This is a genomic window from Halosolutus amylolyticus (assembly GCF_023566055.1).
Classification (GTDB): Archaea; Halobacteriota; Halobacteria; order Halobacteriales; family Natrialbaceae; genus Halosolutus; species Halosolutus amylolyticus.
This window is the reverse complement of the sequence record NZ_JALIQP010000001.1, coordinates 363,998-380,427: the sequence shown is the minus strand read 5'-3', so window position 1 is coordinate 380,427 and position 16,430 is coordinate 363,998. Positions and strand designations below refer to the sequence as shown.

Genomic DNA, 16,430 nt, shown 5'->3' with positions numbered 1-16,430 from the left:
TTATTCGCCAGTTTCGCGCTTGAGCTCTTCGAACCGTTCGCTGAGGTCTCCCGAGAACTCGCTGAGCTGTTCCCAGTCCGGGAAGGAGACGTTCTTGAGTTCCTCCTCGGTCGTCGGGATCATCTCCTCGACGTCGTCGGGATACTCGGTGTTCTGGTTCGATCGCACTTCGCCGCTGATCTCGGACCAGTTCGTCTGGACCTCCGCGTCGAGCATGTGGTTCAGGAACTCTTCGGCCATGTCACGGTTGCTCGTCCCGCGGACGACGCAGTAGTGGTTGAAGAAGCCGCCGGTCTCGTCGGGGATCGTGACTTCCAGGTCGAGGTCCTGTTCCTCCCGGGCGTCGTAGGCGGTCTGGTAGCCGTAGTACTGGGCGGCGTCGGCGATCCCCTGTCGCATGAACTCCCAGGCGTCGGCCCCGGAGTCGTACCACCGGGCGACGTCGAGTTCGCGGAGGTTCTCGAACACGATGTCGTGCGTGCTCTCGTCGTACAGTTCGCCGTCGCCCTCGTACTCGTCCGCCATCAGCGCCCCGACCTGCAACGGGTACACGTAGAAGCCTCCCTCCATGGTGAGACCGGAAATCTCCGTCAGGTCCGACCAGCCGGAGAACTCGGAGACGGCCTCGGTGAGGTACGCGAGCGACGTCGGGTCCCCGTCCACCGGCACGCCGTACTCGTCGGTCCTGAACTCGCGGAGGTACGGGAACACCTCGTCGATATTGGGGACGTTGTCGTACCGAACCGGTTCGAAGAGGTCGTCGGACCGGCCTTCGTGGTAGAAGAAGCCGTCGGTCACCGTCACGTCGTACGGCGGATCGTCGGCGGGTGCGGCGCGGATCTGCGAGATGATCTCGCTCCACCGGGGCAACACCTCGACGGTCATTCCGGTTTCTTCCTCGAACGGTTTCGCCACGGCCTCGTCGAACCGATCGGTGTACGATCCGCTCCAGGCGGCGACGCGAAGCGTCTCGTCTCCGCCGCTCCCATCGCCGCCGCCGGTGAGACAGCCCGCGAAGGCCGCGACGCTTCCCGCTCCCGACGCTGCCAGAAATCCTCGTCGTCCGATCCGATCGGTCGAGGTACGGTCGGTTTTCGACGCGGCTCCGGTGCTGACGCTGTTCGACTCAGTAGCTGGTTCGTCTTCCCCGTGCATGATGTTACCATTCAATAGTTATCCTATATATATCCACCGGCGACGCTCGCCACGACCGGAATCGCGCTGTCGGTGTCGGTTCTCACGTCGTGCCGGTCCGTTTCCGTGCAGCCGTCGGCGTCCATTGCCACACGCCTGGACCGTGTGGCCTCACACTCGTGTCGTTCGAGTCGGCCGTTGCACCGGTTACGAAGAGAGGGTCGCGCCAGAGCCGTCGAAACAGAGCAGATCGGATCGGTCCCACGACAGTTGGACGGTATCCTGTTCTTCGAACTGTTCCGCGTCACCGACGCTCTGCTCGGCGAACAGTTCGACGCCGTCGACGTCGATGTAGTACCGGACGGTCGAGCCTCGGTAGATGATGTTCTCGACCGTCCCGGTGACGTGTTGTCTGTCACCGGTTCCGTCGGCTCGAACCGTCTGCTCGTCGTCCTGGGCCGGCGTCTCGAGCGAGACGGCCTCCGGACGGAGCGACACCGAGAGGTCGTCCCCGTCGTCGATCCCGTCGGTGTCGACGTCGATCGACAGCGCCGGTGCAGACTCCACGTCGACGGTGGCTGGATCGGCGGTTTCGGTCGGGGCGGAGGCAGTCCCGGTGACGAAGTTCGTTTCGCCGAGGAACTCCTCGACGAACCGGTTCGCCGGATTGTTGTAGACTTCTCGCGGCGGACCGACCTGGACGAGTCGCCCCTCGTTCATGATACCGATCCGATCGGCGAGGGTAAAGGCCTCGTTCTGGTCGTGGGTGACGTGGACCATCGTCTTGTCGAACCGGTCGTGGATGTTCTTCAGTTCGATCTGCATCTGCTCTTTGAGCCGCTTGTCGAGGTTCGACAGCGGCTCGTCGAGCAGGAGCAGCTTCGGATTGAGCGCCAGCGATCGCGCGAGTGCGACCCGCTGTTGCTGGCCGCCGCTCAGATCCGTGGGAACCGAATCCGCGAACTCCTCGATCTGCATCAACTCGAGGGTTTCGCGGGCCTTCTCGCGGCGCTCTTGCTTGTCAGCGCCTTTCATCTTCAGTCCGAACGCGACGTTCTCGAGGACCGTCTTGTACGGGAACAGCGCCCAGCTCTGGAAGACCATCGAGGAATCGCGCTGGTACGGCGGCTGGTTCGTCACGTCCTCCTCGCCGAGTTCGATCGTCCCGGACGTCGGCGTCTCGAGCCCGGAGAGCATCCTGAGCGTCGTCGACTTCCCGCAGCCGCTCGGCCCGAGCAAACAGAGTAACTCCCCCGATTTGACGGTCAGGGAGACGTCGTCGACCGCGACGAGGCTTCCGAACTCCTTCCGGAGGTCTCGAATCTCTACCCTAGTCATTGTGTATCGTATACCTCAGGATTGTAGTTCACCATATTTAATCTTCCCCCACGAGACACGTGGTCAGACGGTTGCTCGCGATCACGCCGACAGCGACACCAGCGTCGCACCGACGACGACGACCGTGGCGGCACCCGCCACCCGCCAGGTGACGCGTTCGAGGTACGCGGGCATGAACAGTACCGAGAGGACGACCACGACCAGCGGGACGCTCTGGAAGATCGGCATCACGACGACCACGGGTGCGACCGCAAGCGCACCGAAGTACGCCAGGTACGAGACGGTCCCGGCGACGGCGCCGGCGACGTACCACGATAGTGCGGGACTGCGGACGCTTCGCCGGAGAACTGCGGCCGGTCTCCACCAGGAGTAGCCGACGAATCCGATCCCGGACGCGACGATCGCGATACTCATGCCGATCAACAGCGGCGTCCCCTGCGCGAGCCCGATCGACACGAGCACCGGTTCGATGCCGAAAAACGCCGCGGCGAGGAGCGGAAACACGAACAACAGCGCGGAGTCCCGTGACGGCGTCGCGTCGCCCGTCCGATCGGCGGCGGTCTCCCAGGAAACGAGAGCCACGCCGACGACGATCAGTAGAATCCCGACGAGGTGTGGAAGCGTCAGCGATTCGCGGAGAAACGCGACTGCGAGCACCACCGACACCAGCCCCGAGGCGGCGACGACCGGCGAGGTCCGGCTCGCTCCGATGAGTTCGGTGCTCTTGTACTGGAAGATCCGCCCCAGCAGCCCGCTGCACAGGCCGGCGAGTGCGAACGCCGCAACGGCTCCCGGCGTCAGTCCGAAATCGGGATAGTGGTAGCCGACGCCGATCGGGACGACGATGACGACGTTCGCGAGACAGGCGACGAGTATCGCGCCCATGACCGACCCCTTCTTCATCCCGATGCGAATGAACAGGTAGTGACCGGCCCACGCGAGCGTTCCGACGAGAGACAGTACGACCCCGAGCATCGGATCGGACGATATCGTGCTCGGTACCGGATCGGACGGTATCGTGCTCAGTACCGGATCGGACGGTATCATGCTCTCCACCGGCCCCATTGCCGCGTCGATCGCTGCTCCTGACGCCGCAGACGAACGGAACCCACTCGAACCGAACCGGAAGCGCTTGCGAATACCACACACTGAATTCGACGAAGTGGCGACATAAACGTACCGGGGTGTTCGAGCGGTCTCCGGTTGGCTAGCGACCGGTTCGCTACACCCTCCCAAACATTATTAATCACCTGTGGAAGTACTTCTCCTGTATGGATGCACCAGCGTTCGGAGCGATCCGACTGCAGTACGACGACGCACGCGGCGTCGCGACGATCGTTCTCGACAGACCCGACAAGCTGAACGCCCTGACCGACGAGATGCTCGAAGAGATCGAAGCCGCCGTCGAACACTGCCGCCGACTCGACGACGAAGCGGACGGCGTCGCGGTTCGTGCACTCGTGATGGAGGGGGTCGGCGATCGCTCGTTCTCCGCCGGCTACGACGTTCACCTGTTCGAGGAGAAGACCTATCCCGTTGAGGAACGCGCCTGGCGGGCCGCGACGGCGGCGCTCGAGACGTACGACGTTCCCGTCGTCGCGAAGATCGACGGCTACTGTCTCGGGGGCGGCCTCGAACTCGCGCTGGCCTGTGACTTTCGCCTCGCGAGCGATCGGAGCGAGTTCGGCTTCCCCGAGGTCGACATCGGGCTGTTTCCGTCGGGGGGAGGAACACAGCGGCTCCTCCCGCTCGTCGGCCGCGAGCGCGCGATGGAACTTTGCATGACGGGGAACCGGATCGACGCGCGGACGGCTGCCGACGACGGGTTGATCCGCGAGTCGATGGCCGCCGACGTCCTCGACGACGAGGTCACGGCGTTCGTCGACACGCTCGCGTCGAAACCCCCGCTCGCGATTCGCGCGATGAAAGACGTGTTCAACAGTACCCGGAACGCGCCGCTCTCGCAGGGTCTCGAGTACGAATTACAGGCCTATCAGCCCCTGTTGGCGACCGCTGATCACCGCGAGGCGACGGCAGCGTTCGGTGACGATCGGACGCCGGAGTGGCAGGGGAAGTAACGCGGGCCCGTTCGATCGGGAGGACGGTCGTCACTCGTCGCGCAGGGTTTCGATCGCTCGTGCGGCACGGAGCACCGTCGCGTCCGCGAACCGGTCCCCGACGACCATCAGTCCGACCGGGAGTCCGTCCACGAACCCGCACGGGACGGACACGGCGGGATGACCGGTGAGATTGAACGGGGCCGTGTTCTGGAACATTTTCGTCGACCGCGCTATTCGTTCCGCCAGCGATGCTCCTGGACGGCGCTCGTGAGCGGTCTGGGGCGTCGTCGGCATCGCGAGCACGTCGACGTCCGCCAGCACGGCCTCGTACTGGGCCGACAGTTCCCGCCGAAGCCGCTGGGCCAGGGCGTGGTACCGTCCACGGTGCTCCGTCGCCAGGTAGCGACCGAAGGCCAGCGTCAGTACCATCGCCGACGGAAACGCCCCCATGCGCGCTCGGCGCACGGCTCCGAAGTACTCGGCGAATTCGGCGTCGTACGAACCCCGGCGATAGTAGCCGACTCCTTCGTCGCGAACGAGTGCGGCGAACGCTTCGAGCACGACGCCGTTGTACACGGCGTAGCCGTCTTCGTGTAACGGCACCGATACGCTTTCGACGTCGTGTCCGCACCGATCGAGTTCCGCGAGCACCGATCGGACTCGTTCGTCGACCGCCTCGTCGCCGGGTTCGAATCCGAACCCCTCCTCGAGGACGCCGATCGTCAACGGACCGTCGTTCGAGTAGCCGTCGGTCACCCGAACCGACGGCGGGTTCGACTGGCGGGAGTCGGACGAATGCGCGCCCGCGACGGCGTCGAGAACGAGCGCGCAGTCGGCAACCGAGTTCGCCAGCGGTCCGACGTGGTCGACGGTCGGTTCGAGGCTCACTCCGCCGGTGTAGGGGACGAGTCCGAACGTCGGTTTGAGGCCGACACACCCCGACCAGGACGCCGGAACGCGAACCGAACCGCTCTGGTCGGTGCCGATCCCGACGTCTACCAGTCCCTCGACGACGGCGGCGGCACATCCGCTCGAGGACCCGCCAGCGAGGTAGTCGTCGTCGTACGGGTTAGGAACAGGGCCGAAATCGGAGAGTTCACCGCTGCCCGAGAACGCCATCGCCTCGAGGTTCAGCGTCCCAGTTACGGTCGCACCCGAATCCAGGACTCGTTCGACGACCACCGCATCCCTGCTGGGAGTGTATCCTTCGAACGCGCTCGATCCGCACGTCATCTCGACGCCGCCGATCGCGAGGTTGTCCTTGATCCCGACCTCGTACCCGGCCAGTGGTCCATCGTTTCCCCCGATGCGAAACCTGCGGACGAACGCGTTTGCGGGGTCGTCGGCTCGTCGGGTGTCGACGTCGTCTCGAGTCGCCGCACGTTCCGTCTCGGGCGTGACCGCGTACTCCTCGGCACACTCCTCGAGCCGATCGACGTCCGCCGTCCACTCCTCGATGATCGTTCGATACGCATCCAGTTCGTCGCTCGACGGGAACGCGTGATACTCGGCGGCGAACGTCCACAGTTGCTCTCTCGTCGGTGGTTCGACCATCGGGTCACCCGTGCGCGTATATATTCGGCTCGCTGGTAGTCGACCTGCTCGTCCGATACCCTGCTGGTGGCCCCTCGTCGACTGTCATTCGTTCCCAACGAACTGTGGGATCCGATACAAATGTTTCCCTCGGGCGGCGGTCACCGGTTTCGATACGGCTCAGGACATCGTCCCCTGTTCGAACGGGTCGGGCCACTCGATGTTCTCGAGTCTGGTTTCGAACGCGGTGACGACCTCCTCGAGCGTCGATTGCAACTCCGCCCGCCGGTCCGGGTTCTGCAGACTGTAGGTAGGTCCGTTCACGGCGAGTCCCCCGAGTAGCTCGCCCGTCGGTTCGATGACCGGCATCGCGATCGCCGCCATTCCGTCCGTGTACTCGCCTTCCGAGTACGCGTATCCCTGCTCCCGGATCGTCTCGAGTTCGGCGAACAACTCGTCGGGGTCGGTGATCGTCCGTTCCGTCCGGGCGGGGAGCCCCCACTGCTCGATGATCGCCTCGACCGCCTCGCGGGGGAGGTGGGCCAGAATCGCTTTGCCAGCGGCGATACAGTGCAGGTGGTAGTACGTCCCCTTTCGCCAGTGCTTGTTCGTCGGATCGGCGTTCATGTCCTGGAACGGGTTCGTCGGATCGTACGAAAAGTGCACGGCGATACTCCGGCCATCGTTCTCGACGAGGAAGTCGACCTCGTGCTCGGTTCGATCGGCGAGATCGTCGACGATGTCCTCGGCGATTCGATACGCGGGTTTCCGCGTTCTCGCGTACTCCCCGCGGTTCATGAACTTGAGGCCGATGTGGTACTGCTCGCCCTCCTTGACGAGGTATCCGCGAGACTCGAGCGTTCGCAGGTGCTTGTACGCCGTGCTTTTGGCCATGTCGAACTCCTCGACGATATCGCTGATCCGTACCCCTCCCCGTTCCTGCACGACACGGACGACGTCGAGTGATCGTTCGGTCGTCTTGACCGATTCGTGAGCCCCGTTTTCGGACATGCGTTATCCCCGATGGGACGGCTACCAATATAATGGTTTCCCATATCGAAACGGCCGCTGACTCCGGTAGTCGCTTCCTCCGAACCGAATCGTTCCCGTTCAGTCTCGAAATATCGAACGGGATCGATCCCCGTCGAACCACCCGTCCACTGTCATCCCGTCGGAACCAACCGCCCAACTGCCGGTCGATCGCCTCTCTCCCATTCCGACGGCGATACCGGCGGGTCCGTTCCGGACCCGAACGCGTTTTCGAGTGTCCCGGCCGGCGTTCGAACACGGGGCGGCCCTGCGGTGCTGTGCTCGACGGGAATCCCGTCCCGTGACGTTCGATCGTCTCGAGCTCCGTCGACCGATCCGCGACGCGACACCCAATAGTTATAAAAGTATGCTATGTGGAAACGGGACGTACCATCCGCTCCAGTGAGTAGGCTACCGTGGGCTGTCGTCCAACCGGGTACGATACCGCTCGCCCGTCATGCTTTTACATTAGTACTAATGTATAGAATTGGTGCCGTCGTCCGTGTGGTAGTTACTATCATGTTGGCTGGCGCCAACCATTACTCCTTAAAAAAGAGTCGTATTACGAAACGATTCGGCCGGTTTCCCTGGAGGGCCCTGGTATATCTTATATTGTATTAGGCCGTTGAGTGGCCAGTATCGACGAGTACGAACCGTCATTTCGGCTCGCTCGCGAGCGAATGCCGTGGCGCGCGACGAGTCGTCGATATCGACGTGGTGGCGATCCGTTACACGATGCTTCTGCGGGAGGGCAGTTCGAGGGAACGACGATGGCACACGCCGTTCCTGTCGGAACGGGTGACGTAGTGTCTGGACCGACAAGCCCCGAATGCACGACTGTCGATCCGGGTGCTCGGGCCGTCCGTCGTGGCTGTGGCGACGAAACTATTATGAGACAGTTGCATGTGTGTCGGTGTATGGCACGATGGGAAGAGTCCGATACAGTCCCGCTCAGTGACGACGGCGGCAATACGTACACGCTTCCAACGTTCGTCCACGTCGACGAGGACGTCTTCGATCGCGAACGATCGACGATTTTCGCCGATAGCTGGCAGTACGCTGGCAGCCGACGCGCAATTTCCAGTTCAGGCGACTATTTCACGGCGGAGATCGCGGGCCGGCCCGTCCTCGTCATTCGTGCCGAGGATGGGTCGATTCGGGCGTTCTACAACGTCTGTCCGCACCGTGGCAGCCGCATGCTCGACGGTACGGGCAGGACCGAGCGTATCATGTGCCCGTACCACAACTGGACGTTCGACACGAATGGCGAGTTCTGCACGGCTCCGAAGGCGTTCTCGACGGCCGTTCGCAATCCCGACCTCGACGATGCGGCGGTCGATGGGCCGGACAGCTGTGAAAACAGTCTCCACTCGCTGGCGGTCGACACGCTCGGTCCGTTCGTGTTCGTGAACGTTGCATCAGATCCGACCCCGTTCGACGAGCTCGTAGGTCGGATTCCTGGAGAACTGGCCGATCGAGGGGTCGGCGCGCTTCGGCTCGCACAGCGGCGGGAGACGGACCTCGAGTGCAACTGGAAGATCATGGTCAGTAACTATCTCGAGTGCGATCACTGCCACTCGAACCATCCCGACTTCGTTCGGGCCGTCGACATGGACGAGTACACGGTCGAGGTCGGCGAGTATCACTCGACCCAGTACGGGCCGATCACGGACGACGAGGGATCCGTCGTCGGGGAGTCCAGATTCTACTTCCTCTGGCCGAATACGACGATCAATATCTACGAGGAGGGGCGAGGCTGTGCCGTCTATCGGATCGATCCTCGCGGGCCGGAAACGACGCGCCTGACCGCCCACTACTACTTCGAAGACGACGAACTCACTGACGAGCGATCCGAAATCGTCGAACGGAGTCTCCAGTTGCAGCGAGAGGATTTCGAACTCGTGGAACGGCAACACGAGGGGGTTCGATCGGGCGCGCTTCAGCAGGGCCGGTTCGGACCGAACGAACACGCTGTTCATCACTTCCACGAACTCGTCGAAGATCAACTCGATCTTCGGTGACTTCCTGTCCGTGCTGGCCTCACCGTCTCCTCGAGACCGGGACTTCACACACCGTGTCTCGCTCGACTCCCGCTATTGCCGACTCCATCGAGCTACCATCGCGTGAATGATATCTCCAAGAATCTCCCGAGAACATAAAACTAAACTACTGTTTCTATATCTATAGTGTTATTGATATGGGGTGTGGACCGGGTGGAAATGTGAGTATTTGCGGATGAAATATGGTTATAGCGGCTAATAAGTATGGGAATTTGTGGTTTTGAGATCTTACCGAATATTTATAACAACTAAAAATATGTTTATATCTCTAATTTGTGGGTCTATATCCGGTTCCCAAAGTGTGAAGTCGTCGATCGGTGCGTTATCGGATCGGACGTGTCGATCTTATCGGACCTGTCGATCGCCGTTCGACCGCATGAGTTGTCTGAACTGAAAGAAGTATCCAGTTCTGTGCCCAGTACGCCGAGAATATCGGTTCCTTGCACCTCGAACAGCTGGATACTGTCTGCGCATCTATTGTGTGAAAACCAATACTAGCCACGAAACTTATACCGGGTTCCTGCGTGGCCGGCATCGTAGCTGGCACGGCTACGGATCGACGTGAAATCCCTCGAGACGTACCTCGGACGGCTGTACCGACTCCGCCAGACGCCGGTATTCAAATGCGCGAACTGCGGCTGTACCGCCGATACGAACGAGTCGGGGTGTCCGGAGTGCTGGTGCGATCGGCTCGTTCGCGTCAGGTAGGTGGACGCCTGGCTCCCGCTTTCGGCACCTGCGACCCGGGACCGGCGTGATCGCCCGAAGGATTATCTTTTGTCGCGATTACGTTACTCATATGCTATATTCCCTCGGACGGAACTCGTCCCCGATCGTCACCGCGATCGGGGTCGCGGTTGCGCTCATCGCGATCGTCGGTACCCAGGTCTTCGGCTGGGAGTGGGGCGGCGGACAACTCGTTCCGACGACCCTGGGCGTCGTCGCCGCGGCGATCGCGATCGTCGTGATCGGCAGCCGCCTCGGCTGACCGTCACTCGCGTCGGGTGCGCCGCCTACTCGAGGTCGATCCCGCGGGCCGCGAGTAGCTCACGGAATTCGTTTTCGTCGACGATCGGGACGTCGTTCGCTTCGGCGTCCTCGCGCTTCGTCGCGCCCGGGTTCTCCCCCACGACGAGGTAGTCCGTGTTGCCCGAGACGCTTCCCGTCGCGTTGGCGCCGTGTGCTTCGACGGTCGCCTGGGCCTCGCTACGCGTAACGCCCTCGAGCGACCCGGTGAAGACGAAGGTCAGCCCGTCGAGTTCGTCTCCGCCCGCTTCGACGTCGGTCTCCCGCGGAGAGACGTGTTCGAGGATGGCGTCGACCGCCTCGGCGTTGGCCTCGCTGGTGAAGAAGTCGTGAATCTGCTCGGCGACGGTCTCGCCGATTTCGTCGACTCCCTCGAGCCGATCGGGGTCGGCCACGGCGGCCTCGCGGAACGCCTCGAACGTCCCGAATTCACGCGCGAGTTCGCGGGCCGTCGCCGGCCCGACGTGGGGGATACCCAGTGCGGAGAGGAAGTCGGCCAGCGGTGGTTCGCGGCTTTCATCGATCTCCGCCAGCAGATTCTCTGCGCTCGTCTCGCCCCACCCGTCGAGTTCCGTGAGGGCCTCCCGATCGAGTTCGTAGAGGTCCGCGACCGATCCGACGAGTCCGGAATCGACCAGCTGGCGGACGCTCTTCTCTCCCAGCCCCTCGAGATCGAGGCCGTCGTCGCTCGCGTAGTACTCGATCGATCGCCGCAGCTGGGCGTCGCAGGCTAATCCACCCGTGCAAAAGGCCATCGGACCGTCGCGCTCGATCGGGCTGTCACAGACGGGACAGCGGTCCGGGAGTTCGTAGTGGCCGTCGCTCCCCTTCTCGACGACCTCCGCGACGTAGGGGATGACGTCGCCCGCGCGCTGAACGCGCACGGTGTCGCCCACGTTGACGTTTTTCGCCGCGATCTCCTCGGGGTTGTGGAGGCTCGCCCGCGAGACGGTGACGCCGCCGACGTCGACCGGATCGAGCAGGGCCACCGGCGTCACCCGCCCCGTTCGCCCGATCTGGACCGCCACGTCGGCGATCGTCGTCACTTCCGATCGGGCGGGGAACTTGTACGCGTAGGCCCAGCGATCGTGGCGGGCCGTCCGCCCGAGTTCCTCGCGCGCCTCGCGGTCGTCGACCTTGATGACGACGCCGTCGATCTCGTAGGGCAGGTCGTCGCGTGCGTCGAGCATGCGGTCGCGGTAGTCGATGGCTCCCGTGACGTCGTCGACGACGGCGACGCGATCGTTCACCCGCAGCCCCCAGTCGGGGAAGCGCTCGAGTTCCGCCCGGTGGCTGTCCTCGAGGTCGCTCGCGTCGAGCACGTCGAAGAAGAAGACGTCGAGCGGCCGCTCGGCCACGATCGAGGGATCGAGCTGGCGGATCGTTCCCGCCGTCGCGTTGCGCGGGTTCGCGAAGGGCTCCTCGCCGCGTTCGATCCGCTCGCGGTTGTGCTCCTGGAACGCGTCTTTCGGCATGTAGACCTCCCCGCGAACGGCGAGGAACTCCGGGTAGTCGCCGTGGAGCCGGTGGGGAACGGAGCCGATCGTCCGCGCGTTGTGCGTCACGTCGTCGCCCTCGCGGCCGTCCCCGCGGGTGACGGCCCGCTCGAGACTCCCGTCCTCGTAGACGAACTCCATCGAGACGCCGTCGAACTTGGGTTCGCAGACGTAGTCGACCTCGGCCGCGTGCTCGTCGGCGCTCGCACCCCCGCGTTCGCGCAACTCGCGCCGGACGCGCTCGTCGAACTCCCGGACGTCGTCGGGATCGCCGCTCGCGTCGATCGAGAGCATCGGCGCGACGTGTTCGGCGGTCTCGAACTCCTCGATCGGTTCGCCGCCGACGCTTCGCGTGGGGCTGTCCGGGTGCGCGAGACCGAACTCGTCCTCGAGGTCCTGCAAGCGGGTAAAGAGCGCGTCGTAGGTCCGATCGGCGATGATCGGATCGTTCTCGACGTAGTAGCGGCGATCGTGCTCGCGGATGGCCTCGCGGAGGAGTGCGACCTGCTCGCGGGCCTCGTCCTCCGAGAGGTCCTCGACCGGGTCGAAGTCGGTCGGCGGATCGCGGAGGTACGGGTTCGTTTCGTCCGCGTTCTCGTCGGCGAGAGACATTCGTTGGTCGAACGTTACGGTGCCGCCCCGTTAACAGTATTGTACTCGCTTCTCCCGGCGGTCTCCCGAACCGAGACGCAACGCGAGAAACCCCGACGATCGCGCCGGGAGAAGTATCATCCCCACGGGCTGTCGCCGATTTCGGCGCGAATCCGCGGCCCGACCGCGACGCGACAGTCCGCTTGTGCCAGGGCGATACACAGCAGGACGTAGCCGTCCGCGTGCTCTCGCTCCGTCAGCGCCGCCGGCGGGCGTCGGTAGTCGAACGCCGTCGCGGCGTCGATCGATCTGCGGTCGCTGGATTTCGCGTCGTCGGCGTCCGACCCGCCTCCGCCACCGGCGGCAGAATCGTCCCCGTCGACCGCGAGCAGTCGACCCACGCAGGTCGTACAGGTCCCCTCCCGACAGTCGTACGGTAAGCGAATCCCTTCCCGCAGGGCCGCCTCGAGTACCGTCTCCCGGGGCTCGACCGTCACGGTGTCGCTTCGGCCGTCCGGCCACTCCAGCGTCACGTCGTGGCTGGTCATCGCTCGGTCCCCGTTCGCGGTCGTGCGTCCGCGTTCTCCGCGCCCATACCGCCTTCTACGGTGGACGGAGAGAAAAGACTGTACGCGCCCGAACCGATCGCCGCTTTTCCCTCCGCCGTCACTTCCAGGGGTTGTCGACCAGTTCCGTCTGTACCCGCGAGCCGACGGCGACTCGACTGTTCGCCCGGGGCCTGGCGATACACAGGAGGACGTAGCCGTCGTTCCGATGGCGGGGTTTCAGCGCTCGCGGTTCGCGTCGGTACGCGAACGCGTCCGCGACGTCGATCGGCGCTCCATCCGCGTCGGTTGCGCCGCCACCGCTCTCCGCCCCCTCGATCGCCAGCAACCGACCCACGCAGGTACCGCACGCGCCGGTCCGACACCCGTACGGTAACGGGATCCCACTCCGCCGTGAGGCCTCGAGTACCGTCTCGTCTTCGTCGACCTCGATCGTCCGTGTCGGGCCGCCGACCCGGTCGAGAGTGACGTCGTAGCGAGCCATCGCCGGGCTCACTGCCAGACGTCGCTCGTGCAGTCGCCGTCGGGCCAGCGGATTTCGTGGGCGCGGGCCGGACCCGCCGGGCACTCGCCCCAGTCGACGAGGAAGTCTTCGTCGAGGGTCATCGTCCCGTTGCGTGGATCGACGTCGGCTTTCAGCATGACCGATCCCCGCTCGGCTTCCTCGGGATAGAACTGGTCGTCCCACGACGAGAACAGCGACGTCGTGAAGTAGAGCCGTTCGCCGTCGAGCGAGAGCTGGAGCATCTGCGGGCCGGCGGCCAGCTCGCGACCCTGTACTTCCTGCACCTCGCCGAAGGTGCCGCCGACTGAGAGGGTGTCGGCTCGTCGCGGGTTCGCGGGATCCGAGACGTCGTACATCCAGACCTCGCCGTGGAGCCAGTTCGAACCGAACAGGTACCGATCGTCCATCGAGAGCAGGATGTCGGTCGTGAGCCCGGGAACGGGCATGTCCCAGTCGTCGTGCTCGCGACTCTCGAAGTCGATCGCCTTCTCGACGCGGTACTCGCCGCTGGCTCGCGGCTCGTCGCCGCTCGCCTCATCCGCGGCGCGTGGCGCCGCGCTCTCCTCCCGCCAGAAGTGGAAGATATTCGACGACAGGGCGGCTCCGACGAACCCGTGGGTCGATTCCGGCGTGTGGAGGAATCGGACTTCGAGCGGGATCAATCCCTCCTCGCCGAGGTCGATCGTCTGCTCGACGGTGCCGTTCTCCCAGTCCCAGAAGTGGATTCGCTGGCCGTACTCGCCGTTCTCGACGTCGTCGAGGTCGAATCCGGGGTAGTACGTTTTGGGGGCGGCCCACTCGGTCGAGACCATCACGTTCTGGCGGGGCTGGTACCAGTAATCGTAGTTCATCTCGATCTCGCCCGGCGGCTCCCACCGGCCCTCGATCTCGAAGTCGTCGTTCAACTCGAGGAAGCCACCCGGCAGTTCGCCGTCGGCGTCGCCGAGCATGCTGATCAGGATCTTCCCGTCCGGAACACAGTGGACCGTGTGCGGAGCCGAGAGGTCGTACTCGAAGACCTCCTCGGGTTCGATCACCTCGACCAGTTCGGGGTTCCGGCGGTCTTTCGTGTCGATCACGTGGAGCCGCGAGGACCGCTGACCGGGGACGATCAGGTGGCGCCGCTCTAGCCCCTCGACGTGACACGACGAGGAACAGGCGTTCCACCCGAAGTGGTGGAGTTCGTCCCCGCGATTGGGCATCTCGATCCGATCGACGATATCGCAGTACGTGTCCGACTCGGGATCGAGGTCGACGACGGCCACGAAGTCCGGTTCGTCGACGTCGGTGCCGACATAGAGACTCATTACGTACGCCAGTTTCTCCCGCTCGCTCTCCTCGATGGCGGCCTGGGGCGTCGAATAGCCGGGTCCCTCGTGGTCGTGGTGGTGTTCGTGGTCGTGGTCCGGTTCGACGTCGTCTGTCGTGCTAGCATCACTCATGATGTGGCCCACCACGAGCACGGAAATAAGTCTAGGCGGGGTCCGTGACTGGAGCGGGCGGAGGAGCGACGTCAAAGAACAGTCGCCGACCTCGCTCTCGAGCGGCCGGCCGAGGCAGGTGATCTCAGTCGACGGACGGCGTCGTGGCCGTCTCCGGTGCCGATTCTTCCGCAGGGTGCTCCTTGTAGAAGATCCGCCACCCGGTCGCGCCCATCACGATCAGTACCAGCGGCGAAAGGATCCCGAAGAAGTAGTACGGGGCGTACTCGATCACCGGCACGCCGAGCGCCGAGGCCATGAAGACGCCGCCCGATCCCCAGGGGACGAACGCCGACGTCGTCGTCCCGGACGCTTCGACCGCTCGAGAGAGGTTTCGGCTCTCGAGGTCGTACTCGTCGTACAGGTTCTGCAGGGTCATGCCGGGAACGACGATCGCCATGTACTGCTCCGCGGCAAGGAAGTTCATCGCGATCGTTCCCGCGGCCGTTCCGGCCGTCAGGCCCGCGACGCTACTGACGGCCCGTCCGATGTGGTACGCGATCGCTGCCAGCACGCCGGTTTCCTGCAGGATCCCGCCCAGCGCCAGCGCGGCGACGACGATCGACACGACCCACACGGAGCCCGAGAGGCCGCCGCTCGCGAGCAGTTCGTTCGTGAGGTCGACACCGGTTTCGGGGCTCGTTCCGTTGTGGACGGTTTCCCAGGCGGCGGCGAAGCCGACCCCCTGGACCGCAATACTGACCCCGACGCCGGCGAAGATGCCGGCCCCGAGCGACGGCAACGCCGGAAACCCGTAGAACGCGAGCGCGAACGTGATGACCAGTGGGAGGAACGTAATCGGCGAGATCACGTAGCTACTCGCGAGTCCGTTTTGGATCTCGGCGACGCGATCGACGGGAACCGTCCCGCTCGCGCTCAGACCCAGGAAGACGAACAGCACGAGCGAAATCCCGAACGCGATCAGGGTGCCGGGGCGCATCGCCCGGATGTGGTCCATCAGTTCCGTGTTCGTCACCGCAGCGGCGAGGTTCGTGGTGTCCGAGAGCGGCGAGTTCTTGTCGCCGGTGTAGGCCCCCGACAGCACGGCCCCGGCCGTCATCGCCTCCGGAATCCCGAGCCCGGAGCCGATCCCGATCATCGCGACGCCGAGCGTCCCGGCCGTCGTCCAGGACGACCCGATCGCGAAGGCGACGATCGCCGAGAGGACGACGGTAAACGGGAGGAAGATCTGCGGCGACAGGAACTCCAGCCCGTAATACATGAGCGTCGGGATCGTCCCGGAGTCGATCCACGCCGAGATGAGCATGTAGATGACGAACAGGATGAGAATGGCCTGTAGCCCCGTGAGGATACTCCGACCGATCCCGTCGTAGAGTTGGTCCCAGGTGTAGCCGAAGTAGTACCACCCGAGTAGCCCCGCGAAGGCGATCCCCCACAGCAGCGGCATCTGCGGGTCCATTTCCAGCCAGATCATCCCGACCGAAAGGAACAGTATCATCCCCGCAATCGGAACGAGCGCCTCCCCCAGTGACGGTCGCTTGTCCGGGGGGATTTCGTCGTACGTTTTCGGGGTGAAATCCAGTACCATGAAAGCGTGTCCCGTGTTTTCTACAGCAATATAAATATGTCTCCATTCGATACTCTACGTCG

At 64.0% G+C, this 16,430-nt stretch carries 13 protein-coding genes; 3 read left to right on the top strand and 10 right to left on the bottom strand.

All coding sequences use genetic code 11. The features are described 5' to 3' along the window. From MUN73_RS01850 to MUN73_RS01840, 3 genes are all read right to left on the bottom strand, one after another. Positions 1-1,155: an ABC transporter substrate-binding protein gene (locus MUN73_RS01850; RefSeq protein ID WP_250138747.1), complete on the bottom strand. Its 1,155-nt coding sequence runs from the start codon at positions 1,153-1,155 to the stop codon at positions 1-3. 186 nt (positions 1,156-1,341) lie between these two features. After that, positions 1,342-2,472, bottom strand: coding sequence for an ABC transporter ATP-binding protein (locus tag MUN73_RS01845; RefSeq protein ID WP_250138746.1), 1,131 nt, complete (start codon positions 2,470-2,472; stop codon positions 1,342-1,344). Positions 2,473-2,553: 81 nt separating this feature from the next. Continuing rightward, positions 2,554-3,447 (bottom strand): GRP family sugar transporter, encoded by an 894-nt coding sequence (locus tag MUN73_RS01840; protein WP_250138745.1) that lies wholly within the window; start codon positions 3,445-3,447, stop codon positions 2,554-2,556. 296 nt (positions 3,448-3,743) lie between these two features. Between MUN73_RS01840 and MUN73_RS01835 the strand changes: the two genes are divergently transcribed. Next, complete coding sequence (locus MUN73_RS01835; protein ID WP_250138744.1) at positions 3,744-4,550, top strand: enoyl-CoA hydratase/isomerase family protein; 807 nt, start codon at positions 3,744-3,746, stop codon at positions 4,548-4,550. Positions 4,551-4,580: 30 nt separating this feature from the next. On the opposite strand, the gene MUN73_RS01830 is transcribed toward MUN73_RS01835, so the two are convergent. Both MUN73_RS01830 and MUN73_RS01825 read right to left on the bottom strand, forming a co-directional pair. Then, positions 4,581-6,086, bottom strand: a complete 1,506-nt coding sequence (locus MUN73_RS01830) for an amidase family protein (protein WP_250138743.1) — start codon at positions 6,084-6,086, stop codon at positions 4,581-4,583. Between the two features lie 159 nt (positions 6,087-6,245). After that, positions 6,246-7,076 carry an IclR family transcriptional regulator gene (locus tag MUN73_RS01825; protein ID WP_250138742.1) on the bottom strand — a complete coding sequence of 277 codons (831 nt, stop codon included), beginning with the start codon at positions 7,074-7,076 and terminating at the stop codon, positions 6,246-6,248. 935 nt (positions 7,077-8,011) lie between these two features. On the opposite strand from MUN73_RS01825, the gene MUN73_RS01820 reads away from it, so the two are divergent. Further along, positions 8,012-9,115: an aromatic ring-hydroxylating oxygenase subunit alpha gene (locus MUN73_RS01820; RefSeq protein WP_250138741.1), complete on the top strand. Its 1,104-nt coding sequence runs from the start codon at positions 8,012-8,014 to the stop codon at positions 9,113-9,115. Between the two features lie 838 nt (positions 9,116-9,953). Next, positions 9,954-10,142, top strand: a complete 189-nt coding sequence (locus tag MUN73_RS01815; protein WP_250138740.1) for a multidrug transporter — start codon at positions 9,954-9,956, stop codon at positions 10,140-10,142. Positions 10,143-10,167: 25 nt separating this feature from the next. Here the strand turns inward: MUN73_RS01815 and ligA are convergent, their stop codons facing one another. The 5 genes from ligA to arcD form a co-directional block, all read right to left on the bottom strand. After that, on the bottom strand, positions 10,168-12,288 hold the full coding sequence (gene ligA, locus MUN73_RS01810; RefSeq protein ID WP_250138739.1) for an NAD-dependent DNA ligase LigA: 2,121 nt from the start codon (positions 12,286-12,288) through the stop codon (positions 10,168-10,170). Positions 12,289-12,404: 116 nt separating this feature from the next. Beyond that, a complete protein-coding gene (locus MUN73_RS01805; RefSeq protein ID WP_250138738.1) occupies positions 12,405-12,815 on the bottom strand; it encodes a 2Fe-2S iron-sulfur cluster-binding protein in 411 nt (136 codons plus the stop codon). Positions 12,816-12,933: 118 nt separating this feature from the next. Continuing rightward, entirely contained in the window at positions 12,934-13,317 is a 384-nt protein-coding gene (locus MUN73_RS01800) for a 2Fe-2S iron-sulfur cluster-binding protein (RefSeq protein ID WP_250138737.1), read from the bottom strand. An 8-nt stretch (positions 13,318-13,325) separates the two neighbouring features. Next, entirely contained in the window at positions 13,326-14,780 is a 1,455-nt protein-coding gene (locus MUN73_RS01795; RefSeq protein WP_250138736.1) for a selenium-binding protein SBP56-related protein, read from the bottom strand. Between the two features lie 124 nt (positions 14,781-14,904). Then, positions 14,905-16,368, bottom strand: a complete 1,464-nt coding sequence (gene arcD, locus MUN73_RS01790; protein WP_250138735.1) for an arginine/ornithine antiporter ArcD — start codon at positions 16,366-16,368, stop codon at positions 14,905-14,907. Positions 16,369-16,430: the final 62 nt, after the last annotated feature.